The 18943-nt window shown below is 48.2% G+C and carries 18 protein-coding genes and 1 riboswitch; of the genes, 4 read left to right on the top strand and 14 right to left on the bottom strand.

What is annotated here, in order from left to right:
• The first annotated feature begins 13 nt into the window (after positions 1 to 13).
• Entirely contained in the window at positions 14 to 1138 is a 1125-nt protein-coding gene (gene ytvI, locus KNQ06_RS02475) for a sporulation integral membrane protein YtvI (protein ID WP_215147294.1), read from the top strand.
• Here the strand turns inward: ytvI and KNQ06_RS02470 are convergent.
• Genes KNQ06_RS02470 through KNQ06_RS02460 form a run of 3 tightly spaced genes read right to left on the bottom strand, consistent with a single transcriptional unit; the run spans position 1118 to position 3346 of the window.
• Complete coding sequence (locus KNQ06_RS02470) at positions 1118 to 1786, bottom strand: DUF429 domain-containing protein (RefSeq protein WP_035396398.1); 669 nt, start codon at positions 1784 to 1786, stop codon at positions 1118 to 1120. The two genes, ytvI and KNQ06_RS02470, sit on opposite strands and share 21 nt — an antisense overlap.
• Positions 1767 to 1937: a hypothetical protein gene (locus tag KNQ06_RS02465; RefSeq protein WP_215147293.1), complete on the bottom strand. Its 171-nt coding sequence runs from the start codon at positions 1935 to 1937 to the stop codon at positions 1767 to 1769. Before KNQ06_RS02465 ends, KNQ06_RS02470 begins: the two co-directional genes overlap by 20 nt.
• Entirely contained in the window at positions 1934 to 3346 is a 1413-nt protein-coding gene (locus KNQ06_RS02460; protein WP_133207640.1) for a leucyl aminopeptidase, read from the bottom strand. Before KNQ06_RS02460 ends, KNQ06_RS02465 begins: the two co-directional genes overlap by 4 nt.
• A 353-nt stretch (positions 3347 to 3699) precedes the next feature.
• Here KNQ06_RS02460 and ptsP point away from each other — a divergent pair, with 353 nt between their 5' ends.
• Positions 3700 to 5424, top strand: coding sequence for a phosphoenolpyruvate--protein phosphotransferase (gene ptsP, locus KNQ06_RS02455; protein ID WP_023469128.1), 1725 nt, complete (start codon positions 3700 to 3702; stop codon positions 5422 to 5424).
• A gap of 108 nt (positions 5425 to 5532) precedes the next feature.
• Here ptsP and KNQ06_RS02450 read toward each other — a convergent pair whose 3' ends face one another.
• The 6 genes from KNQ06_RS02450 to KNQ06_RS02425 all read right to left on the bottom strand — a co-directional run bounded on the left by KNQ06_RS02450 (position 5533) and on the right by KNQ06_RS02425 (position 13751).
• The gene (locus KNQ06_RS02450; protein ID WP_064299465.1) at positions 5533 to 7050 is read right to left on the bottom strand and encodes an MDR family MFS transporter; all 1518 of its coding nucleotides are present in this window, start codon (positions 7048 to 7050) and stop codon (positions 5533 to 5535) included.
• Positions 7051 to 7202: 152 nt separating this feature from the next.
• The gene (ptsG, locus tag KNQ06_RS02445; RefSeq protein ID WP_064299464.1) at positions 7203 to 9311 is read right to left on the bottom strand and encodes a glucose-specific PTS transporter subunit IIBC; all 2109 of its coding nucleotides are present in this window, start codon (positions 9309 to 9311) and stop codon (positions 7203 to 7205) included.
• A gap of 129 nt (positions 9312 to 9440) precedes the next feature.
• The gene (ptsG, locus tag KNQ06_RS02440) at positions 9441 to 10964 is read right to left on the bottom strand and encodes a glucose-specific PTS transporter subunit IIBC (RefSeq protein WP_029342409.1); all 1524 of its coding nucleotides are present in this window, start codon (positions 10962 to 10964) and stop codon (positions 9441 to 9443) included.
• A gap of 217 nt (positions 10965 to 11181) precedes the next feature.
• The gene (gene glcT, locus KNQ06_RS02435; protein ID WP_023469132.1) at positions 11182 to 12039 is read right to left on the bottom strand and encodes a glucose PTS transporter transcription antiterminator GlcT; all 858 of its coding nucleotides are present in this window, start codon (positions 12037 to 12039) and stop codon (positions 11182 to 11184) included.
• A gap of 101 nt (positions 12040 to 12140) precedes the next feature.
• The gene (locus KNQ06_RS02430; RefSeq protein ID WP_023469133.1) at positions 12141 to 12458 is read right to left on the bottom strand and encodes a YuiB family protein; all 318 of its coding nucleotides are present in this window, start codon (positions 12456 to 12458) and stop codon (positions 12141 to 12143) included.
• A gap of 81 nt (positions 12459 to 12539) precedes the next feature.
• Entirely contained in the window at positions 12540 to 13751 is a 1212-nt protein-coding gene (locus KNQ06_RS02425; protein WP_029342410.1) for an NAD(P)/FAD-dependent oxidoreductase, read from the bottom strand.
• A 242-nt stretch (positions 13752 to 13993) separates the two neighbouring features.
• Here KNQ06_RS02425 and KNQ06_RS02420 point away from each other — a divergent pair, with 242 nt between their 5' ends.
• Positions 13994 to 14992 (top strand): NAD(P)/FAD-dependent oxidoreductase, encoded by a 999-nt coding sequence (locus tag KNQ06_RS02420; protein ID WP_023469135.1) that lies wholly within the window; start codon positions 13994 to 13996, stop codon positions 14990 to 14992.
• 260 nt (positions 14993 to 15252) lie between these two features.
• Here the strand turns inward: KNQ06_RS02420 and KNQ06_RS02415 are convergent, their stop codons facing one another.
• From KNQ06_RS02415 to KNQ06_RS02400, 4 genes are all read right to left on the bottom strand, one after another.
• Positions 15253 to 15744: a GNAT family N-acetyltransferase gene (locus KNQ06_RS02415; RefSeq protein WP_215147291.1), complete on the bottom strand. Its 492-nt coding sequence runs from the start codon at positions 15742 to 15744 to the stop codon at positions 15253 to 15255.
• Entirely contained in the window at positions 15741 to 16244 is a 504-nt protein-coding gene (locus KNQ06_RS02410) for a GNAT family N-acetyltransferase (protein WP_215147289.1), read from the bottom strand. Before KNQ06_RS02410 ends, KNQ06_RS02415 begins: the two co-directional genes overlap by 4 nt.
• Entirely contained in the window at positions 16241 to 17107 is an 867-nt protein-coding gene (locus KNQ06_RS02405; protein ID WP_215147286.1) for an NAD-dependent epimerase/dehydratase family protein, read from the bottom strand. Before KNQ06_RS02405 ends, KNQ06_RS02410 begins: the two co-directional genes overlap by 4 nt.
• Positions 17108 to 17226: 119 nt before the next feature.
• Positions 17227 to 17577, bottom strand: coding sequence for a HesB/IscA family protein (locus tag KNQ06_RS02400; RefSeq protein ID WP_029342414.1), 351 nt, complete (start codon positions 17575 to 17577; stop codon positions 17227 to 17229).
• A gap of 111 nt (positions 17578 to 17688) precedes the next feature.
• Positions 17689 to 17831, top strand: a riboswitch (FMN riboswitch).
• 155 nt (positions 17832 to 17986) lie between these two features.
• Between KNQ06_RS02400 and KNQ06_RS02395 the strand changes: the two genes are divergently transcribed.
• Positions 17987 to 18553 (top strand): ECF transporter S component, encoded by a 567-nt coding sequence (locus tag KNQ06_RS02395; protein WP_029342415.1) that lies wholly within the window; start codon positions 17987 to 17989, stop codon positions 18551 to 18553.
• Between the two features lie 76 nt (positions 18554 to 18629).
• On the opposite strand, the gene KNQ06_RS02390 is transcribed toward KNQ06_RS02395, so the two are convergent.
• Positions 18630 to 18863, bottom strand: a complete 234-nt coding sequence (locus KNQ06_RS02390) for a YuzB family protein (RefSeq protein WP_023469141.1) — start codon at positions 18861 to 18863, stop codon at positions 18630 to 18632.
• Positions 18864 to 18943: the final 80 nt, after the last annotated feature.

The following is an 18943-nucleotide window of genomic DNA, read 5'->3' as shown; positions in this document are numbered from 1 at the left end:
AGAGGTGTTGCTTGTGTCGACTGAACGTCTTTGGCAAATGGCCCGGTTCCTGACGGTGATCTTCGCCTTCTTAGTTGGTGGATGGTTACTCATCCGCCTCTCGTCCATTTTGTATCCGTTTGTCTTTGCGTTTCTGCTTGCCCTTTTGAGTCGACCGCTCGTCGATTTTTTCCAAAAGCGGTTACGAATCACTCGCGGATGGGGTGCGTTGTTGTCCATCATTTTGATCAGTGGCTTATTAGTTGGTTCGCTCGCCTTGATCATCATGCAGTTGATTCGCGGTCTTGTATTTGTCGCCAACCAATTACCGGCGCAAATCCAAGAGTTGAGCCTGTATTTTCAAAAGCTGTACAATGAAAAACTGGCACCCATCTGGAACGATGCTTCCGAAGCCTTACGCTCACTGGAGCCATCGCAACAAAATACGGTTCAAAACAGTATCCAATCTCTCGGGAGTTCACTTGCGAGTGCGATTGGCGAAGGATCAAAAAGTATCGCCATGATGCTACAGACGGTCCTTGCGACATTGCCATCGATTGCATTGATTTTCGTCATCGTCTTACTTGCTTGGTTTTTCATCGCAAAAGATTGGCACCAGTACGAGATGCGATTGAAGCGCTATGAGATGCTTCCTTGGTTCGCTCGTTTCGAATCCGTCTTCTTGAGTTTACGCTCCGCCTTGTTCGGCTATATCAAAGCACAATTCACTTTGATTACAATCACGTTCTTCATCGTCCTAATCGGTTTGTTCATCATTGGTGTCGAGCATCCATTTGCAGTCGCGTTTATCGCTGCCTTCTTCGACATTTTACCGTATCTCGGTACAGGTTCCGTCTTCCTGCCTTGGATCGCTTACTCCTTGATTACCGGAGATACGACACTTGCGATTGGTCTCGGGATTCTATACGCGCTCGTCATTCTCCAGCGCAACATCATGGAACCGAAAATCGTCGGCGATAATATCGGGATTCAACCCATCACGGCGTTGATTGCGCTGTTCGTCGGAATCAAATTCTTTGGTGTCTTCGGACTGATTCTCGGACCATTGATCGCTGTCATCTTAAAAGCACTCTACAACGCCCAGATTTTTCATTATATCTGGGACTTCGTCAAAGGATCACCCACACCATTTCGGTGAGGGTGATTTTTTTGGTACAGCTGCATATAACGGATATCCTTCCGGATCCACCGGTCGACTCGCCGGCAAATAATCACACGGAAAACGGGCGCCCGTCGCAAGCAGACAAGCGTCGAGCCAATCATCGACCGCAACATGCGACTGACGCTGTTCCCATAACGGCGGACAATCAAAACGCTCGAGCAATTCAATCCGTTCCGCAATGCCTTCGGTCGTTTTCTTTGAAAAGCGTGCCGGATGACCGGCGAGTCGCGCGAAACAGACTTCCGGATGGGCTTCAATCATCTCCGTTCGATATACGCTGCGGACTTCTCGGATTTTCGGTAATAGGTACCACGCTTGTTTTGAAAGCCCGATCCCCGCATGTTGTTTGGCTAAATCATTTGCTTCCATATAGGTAGAAGCTGTCAACGCACTACGAAACGGTGCATTAAAAACACTGCTCGTCCGCCCAGGTCGTAGCTCCAGTCGCAACAGTTGATCCGTTTCCCGTCGTCCTTCCATCAAGCCGATTGGCATATCGATCCAAATCCGGTCAGCTAGCGGAATCTGAGTAAGCGTCGGTTCGACGAATCCCGTATAACGACCATTTTCGTACATAACGACGACCCACCCCGCCTTTGCCGCATCAATCCCGATGACGTGCATTCGTCTTCTCCCGGAAAGAACGCAGTAGTGATAAGACGGTGAAGATACCGATGAACGTCGCGAGACCGAGCGATAGACGGTCGCGCGCCTCCATATACCAGACGACGGCAAGAATCGTCAACAAGACGCCGAGTAGATTCCAACGTCTCATTTTTCTTGCTCGACGAACCGGTACAGACTACGGACCATGACGCCCGTTGCTCCTTTTGGACCAATCTCAGACGCTTGATTCTGTTCCGATGTTCCCGCAATATCGAGGTGTAGCCAAGGTGTATCACCAACGAATTCGCCGACGAACGCACCACCGAAGATCATGTGTCCCATGCGTCCCGGTGAGTTGTTCAAGTCTGCGACTTCCGAGCGGCGGACTTGTTTGATGAAGGCATCAACATATGGCATTTGCCAAACCATCTCATTCGTTTCTTTCGTCACCTGCTCAAAACGTTCGTAAAGTGACGCATCGTTCGTCAAGGCACCTGTGATTTCTGTTCCAAGCGCGACAAGGACACCACCTGTCAACGTTGCGAGATCGATGATCGCTTTAGGTTGATACTCTTTCACGTACGTGACTGCGTCAGCAAGAACAAGTCGTCCTTCCGCATCCGTGTTCAAGACTTCAATCGTTTTTCCCGCCATCGATGTGATGACGTCGTCCGGCTTGAAGGCATCCCCGGAAATCATGTTGTCGGTTGCTGGAATGACACCGATGACGTGAACATCTGGCTTCAGTTGACCGAGTGCTTCGAATAGCCCGAGAACTGCTGCTGCGCCCCCCATATCCCCTTTCATTCCGACGATCCCGTCTTTTGGTTTGATGGAATAACCACCTGTATCGAATGTGACGCCCTTCCCGACGACAGCGATTGGTGCTTCTGCTGAACCTTTATATTCAAGGACGATCAATTTCGGTGGAATGACGGATCCTTGGTTGACGGCAAGCAAGGCGCCCATCCCGAGCGCTTCCATCTCTTCCTTATCGATGATCCGGAGATCATGCCCATGACGCTCCGCGATGAAGCGTGCTTCATCCGCAAGCGCTGGCGCCGTCAAAAGATTCCCAGGCATCGTTACGAGACGACGCGCTAAGTTCGTCGCTTCAGCCAAGACCGTTCCGCGGCGTACGGCTTCTTCCTCTACAGGTAAGACCGTCAGTTGTAACGTATATGCTTTCGAAGGCGACGTCTTATAATGTTTGACCTCATATGTAGCGAGGGTGAATGTCTCGGCAATCAGTTCGACCGGTTGCCCTGGGAACGTTGTTGCGTCAACTGTGACATGTTCTAAGCGACGTGCTTTGACATGTTGTGCCGCTTTCCCGAGCAAGCGACGTAAATCGTCTTGCGCGAGCTGATCAACTTTCCCGAGTCCAACAAACAGTACACGTGCGACGTCGCCCGCTAACGTTGGCAATAGACGCAGTTCTCCTCGTTTCGTTGAGATATCGCCTTGACGAACCCACTCTTCTAGTTTGTCACCATACAGTGCTTGTAAACGTTCATCGAGCGGTTGATTTCCAGAAATCCCGACAACGAGTACATCTACGGATTGATTCGTTTGCATATAAAACTCCCCCTTTGACTAGTATCTATTAGTATGAAGTGTTTTCAGTCATTTTCCAACTGATAGCCTCTCGACTGACCGCAAACGCTTTCACTACTTCTGTTCGACAATTTGTCGAAATGCTTGGTTTCAAACAATTGTTGCCCGTTTCACAATATGATAGGATTATACAGGTGAAATGTTGAGACACTTCAAGAAACGATGCGTTTGCTGTTCCGAGAAATGTCTACGTTTTCATTCAAGGGAGAGTGCGCAGAAGGCTCGTTAAGAGAGAGGCGTTTATGGGTATCTATAGATAGCTAAGAAACGAAGTCGTCGCGTTAAAAAAACTTACTGAAAAGAGGGTAATGCACATGGCACAACATATCAAGGGAATTGGCGCTTCTGCAGGGATCGCGATTGCAAAAGCATTCGTGATGGAAACACCGGTCTTTGAGATTCCATCGCACAAAATCGAGGATGCAGCTGCGGAAAAAGAACGTTTCCAAGCAGCGATCGCAAAATCGAAGACAGAACTCGAAGTCATTCGTGAAAATACCTTACAAGAATTAGGTCCAGATAAAGCGGAAATCTTCTCGGCTCACCTTCTCATCTTAGAAGATCCGGAAATCGTCAGTCAGGTGAACGCAAAAATCGAGGACGAGCAAGCAAATGCTGCAAAAGCACTCGATGAAGTCGCAAACATGATGGTCATGATTTTCGAATCGATGGATAACGAATACATGCGCGAACGTGCAGCAGACGTTCGTGACGTCACGAAACGGACGATGGCTCACCTTCTCGGTATCACGTTCGTCACTCCAGCTCAAATCAACGAAGAAGTCATCATCATCGCGGAAGACTTGACTCCTTCGGATACAGCTCAATTGAACCGTAAATATGCTAAAGGTTTCGCAACGAACATTGGTGGCCGGACATCGCACTCTGCCATCATGTCACGTTCACTCGAAATCCCAGCAGTCGTCGGAACAAAAGTCGTCTTGACGGACGTTAAACACGGCGATCTTCTCATCCTTGATGGTGCAGAAGGTGACGTCATCGTCAACCCAAGCGAAGAGCAAGTTGCTGAGTATGAAGCAAAACGCGCAGCATACATCGCACAAAAAGAAGAGTGGAAAAAACTCAAGAACGAAAAAACAATGACGGCTGACGGTCATCACGTCGAGCTCGCTGCAAACATCGGTACACCAAACGATGTCAAAGGCGTTTTGGATAACGGTGCAGAAGCAGTCGGTCTCTACCGTACGGAATTCCTCTACATGGATGCAGAGACATTCCCAACGGAAGATGAGCAGTTCACAGCTTACAAAACGGTTCTCGAATCAATGGGCGATAAAAAAGTCGTCATCCGGACACTTGATATCGGTGGCGATAAAGAATTGTCGTACCTTGATCTCCCACACGAGATGAACCCTTTCCTCGGTTACCGTGCGATCCGTCTCTGTCTCGATCAAACAGACTTGTTCCGTACACAATTACGCGCACTTCTTCGTGCGAGTGCATACGGTAAACTCGCTGTCATGTTCCCGATGATCGCAACGATCGAAGAGTTCCGTGCTGCAAAAGCACTTCTCCTTGAAGAGAAAGCAAACCTCCAAGCTGAAGGCGTTACGGTATCGGAAGACATCGAAGTCGGTATGATGGTCGAAATCCCAGCAACGGCAGTCATGGCTCGTCAGTTCGCAAAAGAAGTCGACTTCTTCTCTGTTGGAACGAACGATTTGATTCAATACACGATGGCGGCAGACCGGATGAACGAAAAAGTATCATACCTGTACCAACCGTTCAACCCAGCGATCTTGAACCTCTTGAACAACGTCATCACTGAAGCACACAAAGCAGGCAAATGGGTCGGTATGTGTGGTGAGATGGCAGGAGAAGAATTGGCACTCCCAATCCTTCTTGGTCTTGGTCTCGATGAGTTCTCAATGTCAGCATCATCTGTTCTTCGCGCTCGTAGCTTGATGACACGTCTCAACAAGTCAGAATGTGAAGCAATCGTTGAGCAAGTACTCGATATGGATACAGCAGAAGAAGTCGTCGACTTCCTCAGCACGACTTTCGACATCAAAAAATAAGTGTTGTCAGACGAATCTGGAGTAATCCAGGTTCGTCTTTTTTTGTCTAATTCAACAAAAAAACAACGCCTCTTTCTAATAAGAAAGAAGACGTTGTTGAGATGGTGATCATTGAGCTTGTTTCTTCTTTTCTGGAGTAGCTTGTTCCGATAAAATCGGACGCTCGTTCCCCATCAAGAAGATAAAGATGACACCGAGTACTGCTGGAATCAACGCCCAGAAATAAACGGTTGAGATCGATTCCGCAAGCGACGTCTTGATCGCTGTTGCGACTTCTGGTGGCATCTTCGCAAACGCATCAGCCGTTGGGAACTGTCCACCGGACGGCGCTCCACCTTGCGGCAACCGATCCGCTACAGCTGACGTGAACGTCCGTGATTGGATGATTCCGAGGACTGTGACACCAAGCGTCATCCCGATTGTCCGGAATGTCGAGCCCATCGAGGTCGCTGCGCCACGACGTTGCATCTCGATGCCATTGATACTCGCTAGGTTCAACAAGGAGAAGCTGAAGCCAACACCGAATCCGAGAATGATCATATAGATCGTTACCGCTGTCCGCGATGTCTCAAGCGTCATCGTACTAAGGAGATAGACACCGAGTAGGAAGAAGACCGCCGAGACGATCATGATGTTCCGGAAACCAAACTTATTCGGCAACTGTCCACCAAGTTGCGCCGAGATGACCGAGGCGATCAACATCGGCATTAGGATCAGACCGGAGTTCGTCGCGCTTCCACCAAAGACACCTTGCACGAAGATTGGAATGAATACACTCGCTGAGATAAAGACGAATCCATAAAAGAACGCCACGCCTTGTGTTGCCGCAAATAAGCGACGGCGGAATAGACTGAACGTAATGACGGGATCCGCGGCACGTCGTTCAGCAAATGCGAAGGCAACGAACGCGACGAGCGCTGCTCCGAACAGACCAAGAATTTGTGGCGAAGACCATGCATACTCTTTGCCACCCATTTCGAGCGCGAGTAAGAATAAAACTAATCCGGCGACAAGCGTAAAGGCACCGACGTAGTCGATTTTCTGTGTCCGGTGCACCGGTGATTCCTGATAGAAGACCGTCACGAGACCAAGGGCAATCAATCCGAGTGGGATATTGATATAAAACACCCAGCGCCAGTCGAGGGAATCCGTTAATACGGCACCAAGCAATGGTCCGAAGATACTCGAGATTCCGAAGACTGCTCCGAACAATCCACTGACTTTCCCCCGTTTTTCCGGCGGGAAGATATCAAAGATGATCGTAAAGGCAATCGGCATCAATGCCCCTCCACCGAGTCCTTGTAAGGCTCGATAGGCAGACAATTCAATGATCGAGTCTGCCATTCCACACAAGATACTCCCTACCATGAAGAGGAGCATCCCAAAGAGGAAGAAGCGTTTTCTTCCATACATGTCACTCAGTTTACCGAAGATCGGCATCCCAGCAACGGTTGCGATCATGTAAGCCGACGTGACCCATGCATACTGATCAAACCCATTCAGTTCACTGACGATCGTCGGCATCGCTGTCGCAACGATCGTGTTATCCATTGCTGCGACTAAAATTCCAATCAATAATCCGATGACGACAGGTGTCGTATTCGTTTTTGTTGTAGTCGAAGACATCGACGCACCTCATTTCTCAAAAAATTAGCTAACTCTTATAATAGCTAACTTATTGTATCATCATATGTGCAAAATCTCATTATCAAATGTGCTCTACAATCGTTTCACACAAAAAAGACGGATCGCTCAGGGCGATCCGTCGCTTTTCTTCTTTACTCTACACGATACGAAATCGCTTCTCCGGCTTCGACCGTCCGTCCGACATCAACGTCGACTTTTCGATCGCCGCTGTTCGTGACGATGATTGGTGTCAGTAATGATGGTACGAGCGGTCGTACTTGTTCAAGATCGACATTGAGGAGTGGTGTCCCCGGTTCGACACGATCGCCGGCTTTCGCCAACGCCTCGAATCCTTTTCCTTCGAGTGACACCGTATCAATACCGATGTGAATCAAAATTTCATCTCCATTATCCGCAAGAATACCGATCGCGTGTTTCGTCGGGAAGAACGTCGTAATCTCACCAGAGACTGGAGAGACGACATATCCTTCCGTTGGCTCGATCGCATATCCGTCGCCCATCATGCGACCGGAGAAGACTTGGTCCGGTACATCATCGAGAGAACGAATGATACCGCTCAGCGGTGCGACATATCCATCTTCAGGCACGTAAGCCCCACCACGATCTCCAGCGAGTGGACCGGCATCTGCTGTAGTTCCAGAAGTGCGCGCTTCGTCTCCCGTTGGAACTTGTGGAATTGGATCAGCTTCCGGTGTCTCTTTCGGTTTATAATTTGGATCTTTCATGATATCTGCCATTTCTGTCTTGATCCCATCGGATTTCGGTCCAAAGATGGCCTGGACGTTATCTCCGACTTCAAGAACACCAGCAGCACCAAGTTCTTTCAAGCGATCCTTGTTGACGCCTGATTTATCATTGACCGTAATCCGAAGTCGTGTGATACAAGCATCTAAATGTTTAATGTTTGATGGACCACCGAATGCTTGTAGAATTTCATACGGTAGATCGCCTGCTTGTGCCGTTGAGGTAGCGGCACCTTCTTTAATCGCTTCGCGTCCCGGAATCTTCAGATCAAACTTCGTGATGACGAAACGGAATCCGAAGTAGTAGATGACGGCGAAGACAAGACCGACTGGAATGACGAGCCACCACGAGGTTCGGTTCGGTAGAATCCCGAATAACGTGTAGTCAATCAATCCACCGGAGAACGTCATCCCGATCTTGACGTTCAGTAAATCCATGATCATGAATGAAAGACCTGCAAAGACAGCGTGAACGGCAAACAAGAGTGGTGCAACGAATACGAAGGAGAACTCGACTGGCTCCGTGATACCAGTCAGGAAAGAAGTCAACGCAGCTGAGAAATAAAGACCTTCGACGGCTTTACGACGATCTTTTGCGACCGTATGGTACATCGCAAGACAGGCTGCTGGCAGACCGAACATCATGAATGGATATTTTCCGGTCATATACGTCCCTGCTGTAAATGGTACACCGTCCTTCAACTGTGCGAAGAAGATCCGCTGATCCCCGTTGATGATCGTTCCGGCTTTATCCGTATATTCTCCGAACTGGAACCAGAAGCTTGAGTACCAGATATGGTGAAGACCAAACGGAATCAACGAACGTTCGACGAGTCCAAAGATAAAGGCAGACAACGGTTCGTTCGCTTCGATGATTGTTTTTGAGAATGTGTTGATTCCACTACCGATCGGTGGCCAAATATACGACAAGGCAAACCCGGCGACAAGACTGAATAAGGCGGTTGCGATCGGAACAAAACGCTTCCCTGCGAAGAATCCTAGGAAATCAGGCAGTTTGATTTTAAAGAATTTATTATAACTGTACGCTGCTATCAAACCGGCAATGATCCCTCCGAATACCCCCATTTGCAAGGTCGGTATCCCGAGGACCGTCGCATACGACAAGTCACTCGCTTTCTGTGCTTCCGTGATTTTTTCTGGTGTGATCTGTAAAAACGAACTGATGACCTTGTTCATGATCAAGAAACCGACGATCGCTGCTAGACCGGCGACTCCTTCCCCATTCGCAAGACCAATCGCGACCCCGACGGCAAACAGTAACCCGAGGTTCGCAAAGATGATATCACCCGCATCCTGCATGACCCGCCAGATGACGACTAGCGAATCGTTCTCGAGGAACGGTAAATATTGCGTCAAGTTCGGGTTTTGAAACGCTGTCCCGAACGCGAGCAATAGCCCCGCTGCCGGCAAAATCGCTACCGGTAACATCAGGGCCTTACCGATCCGCTGTAAGACACCAAACACGTTTTTCCACATGCGTATATTCCCTCCTTTTTTAAACAAACTACTTAATTCATACCCTAAAATATTCTAGCGCAAAACGATTCTAAAAGATTTTTCCAAAAAAAAATGAGCCCTTCCGCAGAAGGACTCATTTTAAAAACATTAGACTGTTTTTTCTTGTTTACGTGATGCGATGACGGCTTGGATTTCAGACTTGATGTTGTCTGATTTCGGTCCGTAGATCGCTTGAACGTTGTTACCAACTTCAAGGACACCAGCAGCACCTAATTTTTTCAACTCATCTTTGTTGACTTTTGATTTGTCGAGAACTTCGACACGAAGACGTGTGATACATGCATCCAAGTGTTTGATGTTCGACTCTGAACCGAGTGCATCAAGAATACCTTCAGCGAGTTCAGAACCTTGAGCAGATGAAGTCTCTTGCGCTGCATCTTCACGACCTGGAGTTTTCAGGTTGAATTTGCGGATTGCGAAACGGAATCCGACATAGTAGATGACAGAGAGTGCAAGACCGACGACGATGACGAGCCACCACTGCGTGCGTCCTGGAAGAACACCGAAGAGAAGGAAGTCAATCAAACCACCAGAGAATGTCATACCGATCTTAACGTTCAACAATTGCATCGTCATGAACGAGAGACCTGCGAAGACTGCGTGAACTGCGAACAAGATTGGAGCAACGAACAAGAATGCGAATTCGATTGGCTCTGTGATACCTGTCAAGAATGCTGTAAGTGCTGCTGATCCAAGAAGACCACCAACGACTGCACGGCGCTCAGGACGAGCTTCGTGGTACATAGCGAGTGCTGCTGCTGGAAGACCGAACATCATGAACGGGAATTTACCAGTCATGAACGTACCAGCAGTCAATTCAACGTTATCTTTCAATTGAGCGAAGAAGATCGCTTGGTCACCACGAACGACATCACCTGCTGCATTCGTGTACGAACCGAATTCGAACCAGAATGGTGCATAGAAGATGTGGTGAAGACCGAATGGAATCAACGAACGTTCGATGAGACCGAAGACGAATGCTGCAAGTGTTGGGTTCTTCTCCATCATGAAGTGGGAGAATGTGTTTAATCCGTCCTGAGCGAACGGCCAAACGAATACAAGCACAAGACCAGCGAACAATGAAACGACAGCAGTAACGATTGGAACGAAACGTTTACCAGCAAAGAATCCGAGGAACTGCGGCAATTCGAGATTATGGTACTTCCCATACGCCCAAGCTGCAATCAGACCGATGATGATACCACCGAATACCCCAGTTTGAAGTGTTGGGATACCGAGTACGTTTGCATATCCTTGACCGTTAGCAACCATTTCTGGTGTAACGCCGAGCCAAACGCTCATTGTTTTGTTCATGATCAAGAATCCGACGATTGCCGCAAGTCCGGCTGCGCCATCCCCTGCAAGACCAATCGCGACACCGACCGCGAATAAGAGTGCTAAGTTACCGAAGATGATATCCCCGGCTGCTTCCATCAATTTTGCAACCTTGATGATTGCATCATTTTTCAAGAACTCGAGTTTTGACGTCAAGTTCGGATTTTGCATCGCGTTACCGAATCCGAGTAGGATACCGGCAGCTGGCAAAATCGCTACAGGAAGCATCAACGCTTTACCGACACGTTGAAGAACAGCAAAAATCTGTTTGAACATGTGTGTTTCCTCCTTTTCCTGTTAAGAGCGAAGTATGATGAATAATGCCAATGATTGAGACGAAAAAAGTCAGACATCTGACCGATTTTTTACAGAAAAAAATCAGGCACGAGCGGATTGTAGACAATAGACTTATCCCGTTGCATAACGGAAATAAAGCTTCTTGCCCGACATCCCACTCATGCCTGATCGTATCAGTAACACGTAGTCCGTGCGGTCATTTACCTGAATCGTACTGCACTAAGCGTTGCAGATGCATCGTAAGATACGTCGCCTCACCGCGCGGTACCGCTTTCTTCAACTGACGTTCCATGATGGACATCAGCTCCCAAGCAGTATCATAGCATAGCGGATATTCTTCACGCAATAGCTTTTCTACTTTTTCTGGAGCCTCTAGATACTCCCCATTGGAAACCCTTTCAATCGCTGAACGAAGATGCCGAATCAGACGCTTGTAATCAAGCGATTTTCGGTCGATTTTAATCTCCAGTCGCTGTTCGATATGACTGGCAATTAAACCGACGAGTTGATGATGGCGGTTGACTTCGAGTACGTCTTTGAAGTTCGTCGCTGAATGAATATGAAGTGCGATGAATCCTGTCTCCGCTGGAGGCAGGTAAAAATTCATCTCGGCACTGATGAACTCGACGATTTCTTCTGCAAGGGCGTACTCTTCTGGATACAAGGCTTCCGTTTCAGCAAGAAACGGATTCGTGACTTCCATTCCTTGTTCTAGTCGCTTGAACGTGAAAGTCAAATGATCCGTCAATCCGATATGGATATGTTCGTCGACCTTTTTTCCGAAGCGTGTCTCGATCATCGAGACGATCTCGTTCATCAACGCGATGAAATTCTCATCGAGATGACCGACGAGCGCCTTATATTGATCCTGTTCTTCTTTATCCTTCAACGTGTAGACTTTTTCCAACTTGTCGAGATCTGTCAGTTGATCGCCTGGCTTCCGACCGAAGCCAATCCCTTTCGCGAGGATAATGACTTCCTGATTCGCACCAGTCGAACAAATGACGACATTATTATTCAATACCTTGATAACGTGGTACATTTGTTTATCCATTCGCTCTCAACCCAATCTGCTCTTACACATTTATTTAAAGACATTGTTTTTATTATAACGGTTTTTCAGACACGAAAAAAGCCTACTTACTCAAGTAGACTTTAAAACATTTGGTAACCGCTCTTACGCAAGAAGCGAATCGATAGACCGGCGATGATGATTCCGGCAAGACCAGCCGCGAACATCGTGATATCCGCTGTCTGTAGACCAGCAATCCGGTCCCCAAGATTCGGAATCGCTTCACGAGCATTCGTGAAGTATTCGAGCGTCGATTGGTTGTCGATCATCATGATGATGATGACCGGATAGAGTACGAGCATCACCCATGTACTCCGCAACAACATGTTTAAGATGAATCCGATACTAAAGAACATGACGAGATAAAGCACACTCCCGATCACGGCTTGAATGATATGCATACTGTTCCCCCTTTGAATCTCTTCTAGTATAACCGACAAAAAAGGCAAATGCACGAGTGTACATTTGCCTAAAACGTGAACTTAGAACTTCCCTTTTTTGATCGCAAGACCAAGTTTTTTCAGTTCGAAGAAGTGTTTGTTGTCGATGACTTTTTTCATGAACGATGCATTACGACCGTAGATCTTCTTACCGAAGACCATGCCGATGCCGTCTTTGTGACCAAGCGAAGCGACCGTTCCTTTGTTCTCGTACGTGAACGTCGATGTTTGACGGCCCGCGATGAGTGCTGCAATGTTCTCAGCGACTTTGTGTGCTTGTTGTGTCGCGATTTGTGCAGTCGGTGGGTACGGACGGTTCGAACTTGGGTCCATGACTGCTGAACAGTCACCGATCATGAAGACGTTGTCGTGTCCTGGAACACGGAGATCTTCTTCAACGACGACACGGTTACGCATCGCTTCGAAACCAGATGCTGCAACGACAGGATTACCGCTGACGCCACCAGTCCAGATGATCGTGTTCGCTTCGATCGTCTCAGTCGTGTCGCCTTGAAGCGGACCGAATGTGACGCTTCCTGGTCCACATTCCTTGATGCCGTTACCGAGTTTGAACTCGATGCCTTGGCGCTCAAGCCATTTGTGTGCATAGTTGACGAGATCTGCATCGAATCCTGGAAGGACTGTCGGTGCTGCCTCGATGTTGACGACACGAACGAGTTCGCGTGGAATGTCATATTGTTTGCACAGTTCTGGAATACGGTTGACGAGCTCACCCATGAACTCGATTCCTGTGAATCCAGCACCACCAACAACGATCGTCAAGAGTGAACGATCTTGTGATCCTGTTGTTTTGTACTGTGCGAATGAGTAATCGATATGTTCCTTGATTTTACGGACGCTGTTCAACGAGCTGATCGTCAGCGCGTGTTCCTTCAATCCTTTGATACCGAATGTTTCAGGAACGCCACCGAGAGCAACGACGACGTAATCGTAAGGAACTGTTCCGCCATCTTGTAAGAGAACCGTTTTAGCAGCCGTGTCGACTTTCTCAACGATACCTTTGACAAGTTTGACGCGTGACGGGTTGATGACATCATTGATGTAGATGCGCGCTTGCTCCGCAGACATCGTACCTGCAGCTGGTTCATGCAACCAAGTTGTTTGGTAATGATAGTCGTGTTTGTTAATCAACGTGATGTTCGCTTGATCGACGCCGAGTTTCTTTTGAAGGTTGACTGCTGTGATCAATCCACCGTAGCCCGCTCCAAGAATAACAATGTTAGGTGTGTTCATGTTCTGATACTCCTTACGAATCGTAGTTTTGTTGTGATTTTCTTCACATTCAATTACAGACGAATGCTCAAAAATTTTGTTCAAATAATGTTCACATGTCTATAAGCTTATTGAAACACTTTTTAGAAGTGATTGCAAAAGAAAAATGTAAATTCCCTAAAAAAATGTGAGATGTCCCGCACTTGCACCTTAACCCCCTACTTCCTATATAATAGACCTATCCAACGCTAGGAGGGAATCAGATGCACCAACCATATGATGTCACGATCATCGGCGGCGGTCCGGTCGGACTGTTCACCGCGTTTTATTCAGGGATGCGCCAGATGAAGACGAAGGTCATCGAGAGTCTACCTCAATTAGGTGGTCAACTCGCTACGCTTTATCCTGAAAAATATATATACGATATTGCCGGTTTTCCGAAAGTAAAAGCACAGGAACTGGTTGATCGGTTGCTTGAACAAGCAAATGAATTCGATCCGACCTATGTACTCGGTGAGACCGTCATCGCTTATGAACGGATGGATGATGGGATCATCCGCCTCGTCACGAACAAAGGCGAGCATTATACGAAGACCGTCATCTTGACGGCAGGAAACGGCTCGTTCGCGGCACGTCCACTCGGCGTCGCTGACGCAGAACGCTTCGAAGAAACGAACTTGCACTATTTCGTCAACGATATGGAACGTTTCAAGGATCGCCAAGTCGTCTTACTTGGTGGTGGTGACTCAGCAGTTGACTGGTCATTGATGCTTGAGCCGATTGCGAAATCCGTCACGCTCGTCCACCGTCGTGATAAGTTCCGTGCCCATGAACATTCAGTCGAACTGTTGCATGATTCGTCCGTCAACGTCATGACGCCGTATACACTTGAATCGGTCACAGGTGAGACGCACATCGAGACGCTGACGTTCAAACATGCTGAAAGTGGTGAAGTCGTCGTCGTCGCTGCCGACGATGTCGTCTGTAACTTCGGTTTCGTCTCGTCACTCGGACCGCTCAAAGAATGGGAAGTCGAATTCGAACGCAATTCGATTCGTGTCAATTCGAAGATGGAGACTGCGATTCCAGGCGTCTTCGCTTGTGGTGATATCGCGACTTATGAAGGACGCGTCAAACTGATCGCAACGGGCTTCGGTGAAGCACCAATCGCCGTTAACCAAGCGAAACTTCTCGTTGATCCATCTGCTCGTCATCCGCAACACTCGACGAGTCTGTTCGAAAAAGTAACGAATCATTCTTGATTAGTCACTTTACAGTCCATCTTTACGGACCGATCCAATATTCTCGCTTTCCTCAGGCGGGAGATAAGCCGCGGTATCCCGCACTCCGTGCGGCTTTCCGGGTCTTATCTATCCCTGACGGAAGCACATAACATGCTTCCTTTTCCTGTAGGAGTCGAGAATATATGGTTTCGCCCGTATCATGAATAATAAAGAACCTTCCAGATCAGCTTCTGGAAGGTTCTTTATTTGTTCGTAGCTCTCGCAATGTATTCATCAGTCTATCTCGTTCTTAGTTGGATAGGCATCCGATAAACCCGTTGCACGAATTCCACTCCACCACGCTCAATCATCGATTCTTTGAAGACCTGACCACCGAATCGTTCGTAAAACTGGCACGCAGGATTATCCCGCAAGACAGAAACCTGCATCGTCTCATATTCCGCTAAGTCCTCAGCGATGCGTTGAAACAACGCTTTCCCGAGTCCCTGCCCTTGAGACGCTTGCAAGACATAAATAGCATAAAGCTCCCCTTCACGCGCATCACTTCGATTCGGTCCGCCTTGCGCGAAGCCAACGACTTCTTCTCCTGAAACGGCAACATACACGCGCTGATCGACTAACGTCTGCTCCCATTGTTTCGTCCGTTTTTCGTACGATAACTGCGCTAAATAAGTGTCCGGGATGATACCTTGATACGTCTCCCGCCAAGCGTCGATATGAACGCGAGCGATGGCTGACGCATCTTCAAGATGTGCTTCACGGATTCTCATAACAAGATGATAAAGCGACGTGTCTCGCGTCCATTACGAACAGTCGGCTCGATTTCTTGTCCGCCGTTCGCCAAGATGACACGACATGATGCTAGATTATCAACGCCACACGTCAACAGTACTTGATCCAGTCCACGCTGGCGTGCTTCTTCAAGCGCAAGTCGAAGACCACTCGTCGCATATCCTTTCTGACGCTCGGATGGTCGGATTCCGTATCCGATATGTCCGCCGTACAACTTCAAGTTCTCCGTCAAGTCATGCCGGAAGTTCAACGCTCCGACGATTCGTTGCCCGTCGACCATCCAGTACGTCGTATGGGTGACGAGACCCGGTCTGACCGTCGTCTCCATTTCCTTAAGTTCCGCGAAATAAGCGCCAAGTGGTTCATATGTGTCTCCGACTGCTTCCGGCACGATCGTTTCGCCCGATTCTCGCCAGTCTTCTAAAAAAGCGCGGTACTCCATTTCCCATTCAAGAGTCGGTTTCATCAACTGCATCATTGGTGATTGCGCACCTCCTCTTCAATCAAACGATCGAGCCAGTCATCGATATGTTGAAACAGATAGCCTGCTTGTTTTGCAGCTGTCGTATCCATATAGAAATCACGTTCCGTTGCAAGCGGCGATTCATCTTCTCCTTTTGCAACGAGTTGACTCGTCGTTCCCGCAACGTGGTCGATCTTATCCATCAGATCTTGAATCGATAAGACACCGTCACTCGCAGCGTTGATTGGTCCCGTCATTTCCGAACGACCACACCACTCAAGAAAGGCAGCGGCTTCGTAACTTGAGATGTAGCCCATCTTGGCATAGCTGTTTTCAGCGACGATTGGACGACCGTCAAGCGCCCGTTTGATATGAAAGACGAGTCGCTCCGTATAATCATCTGGTCCGAGGACGACCGGGAAACGGACGGCAACGACTGGGAACGTCGCCCGTTGGAAGAAATAACTCTCCGCTTGGCGTTTCCCTTCGCCATATCCATGTTCCTTCTCGAGGTCATATTTCCCGGGAAACGGATTATAGGCACGCTCCGTGATGTTCGCACCACCGCCTTCATAGACAGACATCGTCGACGTCAACACATAGCGTCCGACTTTCCCTTCAAACGCATCGATCGCAAGCTTGGCTTGATACGGCGTGAAGCAAATGTTGTCATAAATGACATCCCAGTGCTGTTGGCTTAAGTCCTTCATCGTACTACTTGACGTCCGGTCCCCTTTGAAAAATGTCAAGCCCTTCGCGACTGGTGGTGTATGCTCGCCGCGTGTGACGATCGTCACATCATCCCCCGAATCGGCTAAACGAATCGCTAACCGTCGTCCGAAATAACGCGTTCCCCCGAAGATCAATACTTTTCTCATCCTGAAGCCCTCCCTGTTCGTAGTAGCATTCACTCTCTTAAATATTTCGAGTCAATGGAACAGGTCTCCTGTATATGAGCAATAAAAAAAATCGTGGACGATGTCCACGATTGGATTCATTAACAGCCACCCGGTGTCCCAGCGTTCGTTGCTGTTCGAAACGATGTCCCGCAACCGCATGTTGCGATGGCATTCGGATTCGTGATTGTGAATCCACCGCCGAGCATCGACTGTTTATAATCGATTTCCAGTCCTTTGACGACCGGGTAATCTTTTTCGTCCACGATGACGGTCACGCCGTGCTGTTCGAAAACGAGATCCGTTTCTTTCTGTTGGTCGAATCCCATTCCGTACGACAGACCACTACATCCACCACCTTGGACGAGCATCCGAAGATTCCGTTCATCTGCTGGTGCCTGCGCCATCATGTCCTGGACTTGTAGCGCTGCTGCCTCCGTTAAATGGATCATGTCATCACCTTCCTTTTCTTTAGTATACGCAACTTCTGAGCGAATCGAAACCTAGTTGCTTGAAACTATCTTGAATTCGTTGTATAAATGGTATGTACAACAAAATAATCGTTCCATCTTCAGGGCAGGGTGAAATTCCCGACCGGCGGTAAACAACTCTTCTTAAGTTGAAGCCCGCGAGCGAATAGGGCGCTATTTGCTGATTCTGTGTAATTCAGGAGCCGACAGTACAGTCTGGATGGGAGAAGATGGCGGCATGAGTTTGAATTTGATCGATTTTTGCAATAATCGATTAGGTTTATTTAATGCGGACTTCTCCCCTGTTGATCTCATCAATAGGGGTTTCTTTATGGACGCAGTCATGCCAATACTTCATCGAGAGGAACGAGCAAAAGGAGACAATACTCGTATGAAACGCACACAAAAAATGGTCACTCTGTCAATGTTAGGTTCAATCTCATTTGTTCTTATGCTTATCAATTTTCCACTACCGTTCTTACCGAACTATCTGAAGATTGACTTCAGTGATGTTCCTGCTCTCGTCGCAGCGATCATGTTCTCACCGGTCGCAGGTGTCATCGTCGAAGCACTGAAGAACGTGCTATACTACATCTTCCGCGGAAGTGGTGTTCCGGTCGGAGAATTCGCGAACTTCGCTGCTGGCGTCGCATTCGTGCTTCCTGTTAGCTGGTTCTACCATAAAAAGAAATCAACACAAGGTCTCGCAACTGGTCTCGTCGCTGGTACGATCACGATGGCACTCGGTCTTGCGATTCTCAACTATATCTTGATCCTTCCAGCGTATGCATGGTTCCTCGGTATGGACTACATGGCGGATCCAGCTGTCAAATGGACAGCGATCACAGCTGGTATCTTACCGTTTAACGTCATCAAGGCGTTGTTCATCTCGGCACTCTTCATTCCGTTGTTCTTGAAACTACGACCATGGATGATGCGCCGTCAACAATCTGCCTGATCCGAAAAGCTGCGCCCGCTGACGGACACGAATCCCCTCGTTCAGACGAACGAGGGGATTTTTTGGCTGTCCGTGCTCACAGCTCATTCTCTTCGATTTTTAGGTAAATTTTTTCAAGCAACTCTTCCGGCGTCTCGCCTACGACCGTCTCACCATCAACGAGACAAAAATGATCAAGCGAACAAATACCGCAATAGCCGAGGCAACCGTATTCGACGACGTCGACGTTCGGGTCACGTTCGAGTTGCTCCATGACGACCTGTGTACCAGCCGCTAAGTTACTGATACAAAATTCAATAATCGGATTCACTTTTTTTCCTCCTTCAAGCAGGAAACGACCTGCCTCATGTCGTATTATACAAGGTCAGACTGATTTAGGGGAACTAAGGG

Source organism: Exiguobacterium sp. s91, assembly GCF_018618915.1.
Lineage (GTDB): Bacteria > Bacillota > Bacilli > Exiguobacteriales > Exiguobacteriaceae > Exiguobacterium_A > Exiguobacterium_A abrahamii.
This window is presented reverse-complemented; position numbering and strand designations above follow the sequence as displayed.

Excerpts from the sequence above, each read along its gene's own strand:
- KNQ06_RS02415 (WP_215147291.1), bottom strand. The coding sequence starts at position 15,744 with ATGAGAATCCGTGAAGCACATCTTGAAGATGCGTCAGCCATCGCTCGC.
- KNQ06_RS02450 (WP_064299465.1), bottom strand. The coding sequence starts at position 7,050 with ATGTCTTCGACTACAACAAAAACGAATACGACACCTGTCGTCATCGGA.
- KNQ06_RS02410 (WP_215147289.1), bottom strand. The coding sequence starts at position 16,244 with ATGATGCAGTTGATGAAACCGACTCTTGAATGGGAAATGGAGTACCGC.
- ptsG (WP_064299464.1), bottom strand. The coding sequence starts at position 9,311 with ATGTGGAAAAACGTGTTTGGTGTCTTACAGCGGATCGGTAAGGCCCTG.
- KNQ06_RS02405 (WP_215147286.1), bottom strand. The coding sequence starts at position 17,107 with ATGAGAAAAGTATTGATCTTCGGGGGAACGCGTTATTTCGGACGACGG.
- KNQ06_RS02470 (WP_035396398.1), bottom strand. The coding sequence starts at position 1,786 with ATGCACGTCATCGGGATTGATGCGGCAAAGGCGGGGTGGGTCGTCGTT.
- KNQ06_RS02465 (WP_215147293.1), bottom strand. The coding sequence starts at position 1,937 with ATGAGACGTTGGAATCTACTCGGCGTCTTGTTGACGATTCTTGCCGTC.
- KNQ06_RS02460 (WP_133207640.1), bottom strand. The coding sequence starts at position 3,346 with ATGCAAACGAATCAATCCGTAGATGTACTCGTTGTCGGGATTTCTGGA.
- KNQ06_RS02395 (WP_029342415.1), top strand. The coding sequence starts at position 17,987 with ATGAAACGCACACAAAAAATGGTCACTCTGTCAATGTTAGGTTCAATC.
- KNQ06_RS02420 (WP_023469135.1), top strand. The coding sequence starts at position 13,994 with ATGCACCAACCATATGATGTCACGATCATCGGCGGCGGTCCGGTCGGA.
- ptsP (WP_023469128.1), top strand. The coding sequence starts at position 3,700 with ATGGCACAACATATCAAGGGAATTGGCGCTTCTGCAGGGATCGCGATT.
- KNQ06_RS02425 (WP_029342410.1), bottom strand. The coding sequence starts at position 13,751 with ATGAACACACCTAACATTGTTATTCTTGGAGCGGGCTACGGTGGATTG.
- KNQ06_RS02400 (WP_029342414.1), bottom strand. The coding sequence starts at position 17,577 with ATGATCCATTTAACGGAGGCAGCAGCGCTACAAGTCCAGGACATGATG.
- ptsG (WP_029342409.1), bottom strand. The coding sequence starts at position 10,964 with ATGTTCAAACAGATTTTTGCTGTTCTTCAACGTGTCGGTAAAGCGTTG.
- glcT (WP_023469132.1), bottom strand. The coding sequence starts at position 12,039 with ATGGATAAACAAATGTACCACGTTATCAAGGTATTGAATAATAATGTC.
- KNQ06_RS02430 (WP_023469133.1), bottom strand. The coding sequence starts at position 12,458 with ATGCATATCATTCAAGCCGTGATCGGGAGTGTGCTTTATCTCGTCATG.